Consider the following 1,526-nt stretch of genomic DNA (forward strand, 5'->3'; position numbering starts at 1 on the left):
TTAATTCATTCAGTAAATCTAGTTGGTATTTCCTTGTATAGCCATTGTTAGACATAAACATTATAATTAAGGTATCATCTGTTATTACTGATTTTGGGCCGTGTCTAAATCCCAGTGAAGAGTCAAAATTAACTGAGATATATCCAGAAGATAGTTCAAGAATTTTTAAAGAACCTTCTTGTGCTATTCCTTTTAAAGTTCCGTCTCCTAAACAAACTACTCTTTTAGTTTCTATATCTGCAATTTCATTCATTAATTTATAGATTTCTGAGAATTTTTTTTCTACTGTTGAAGATATAGTTGCGATGTTATTTTTTATTTCATTTATTTCATCTAAACTAAATAAACAGATTCCTGCAAGTGACATGCAAGTAAAACTACCAGTCATAGCAAATCCCTTATCATTAGATTTTTTAGGCATCAATATCAATAATATATTGTTTTTATTTTGAGAATATTTAGCAAGGTGTCCTTCATCGTTACAAGTTAAAAATACATGAAAAATATTATCAACTAATTTATCTGCTAAATTTACGGCTGCTACACTTTCAGGACTATTACCAGATCTTGCACAAGAGACTAAAATAATAGTTTCTTCTTTATTCAGATAAAGTTCTGGATTAGAGACTATATCTGTAGTCGCTATACTTTCTATTTTAAATTCACTTTTTTTATTTAGATAATCAACTATGCTATTCCCTACAAACTCTGAAGTCCCTGCTCCTGTAAATATTATTCTTGTATTTTTTTTATCAAAATCGATTAAAAATTTATTTATTTCCTCTAGTTTATTTTCTATAATCTCAACAGTTTGTTTCCATAATTCAGGTTGTTGTTTTATCTCTATCCCTGTTACAAATTCTTCAAAATTCATTTGCATGATTCCTCCTGATAGTTTATTTCTTTAAATTTTCTATAACTTCTTTTGTGATCTTGTTTCCATCTAGTTTATAGGCAAACAATGCTGACCCTATAGTTGGACTCAATATAGGTTTTATTATTTCAACAGTGATTTTATTTATTTCTAACTCTGTTCTTAATGGAGTTAATATTAAATTTTCAGATTTAAATACTCCTCCAGTATAGGAAACAGTTACATTTTTTTTGAAATCTAACTGCTTAATTATTGAGTGGATCATTAGGTAGATCTCATGAGCTGCCTCTTTAAATATTTCTATCGCAGACTCATCTCCTAAAGAGGCTATTTTTGATACTATCATTGAAATTTTAGCTACCTTACTTCTTGAAAGTTTATATTTATTTTGTAGGAGATCAATTAATTCAAAATCATAAGCTAAGTTTAGATCTTCTTTAAATATTCTATAAAGTATAGTTCTTTCTAATCTAAAATCTGATTGTTTTGAAAAAACTTTAATAGCTTTTTTAGCTATCCAGTATGCAGAAGCTTCATCTCCTACAAATTCACCCCAACCACCACTTCTAGCAATTTCATTTTTTTCGTTGACTCCAATAGCAATAGAACCAGTTCCACAAACAATATTTACTCCTGGTTGACAGGCTAAACT

At 28.6% G+C, this 1,526-nt stretch carries 2 protein-coding genes; both read right to left on the minus strand.

Features of this window, described 5'->3' with window-relative positions; all coding sequences use genetic code 11:
- A partial coding sequence (locus tag WBG30_RS07695; RefSeq protein WP_424504059.1) for an SIS domain-containing protein occupies nt 1-880 on the minus strand: 880 nt, incomplete at its 3' end.
- Between the two features lie 16 nt (nt 881-896).
- The coding region (locus tag WBG30_RS07700; protein WP_424504060.1) for a BadF/BadG/BcrA/BcrD ATPase family protein at nt 897-1,526 on the minus strand (630 nt) is incomplete at its 5' end.

Source organism: Psychrilyobacter sp., assembly GCF_049671765.1.
Lineage (GTDB): Bacteria > Fusobacteriota > Fusobacteriia > Fusobacteriales > Fusobacteriaceae > Psychrilyobacter.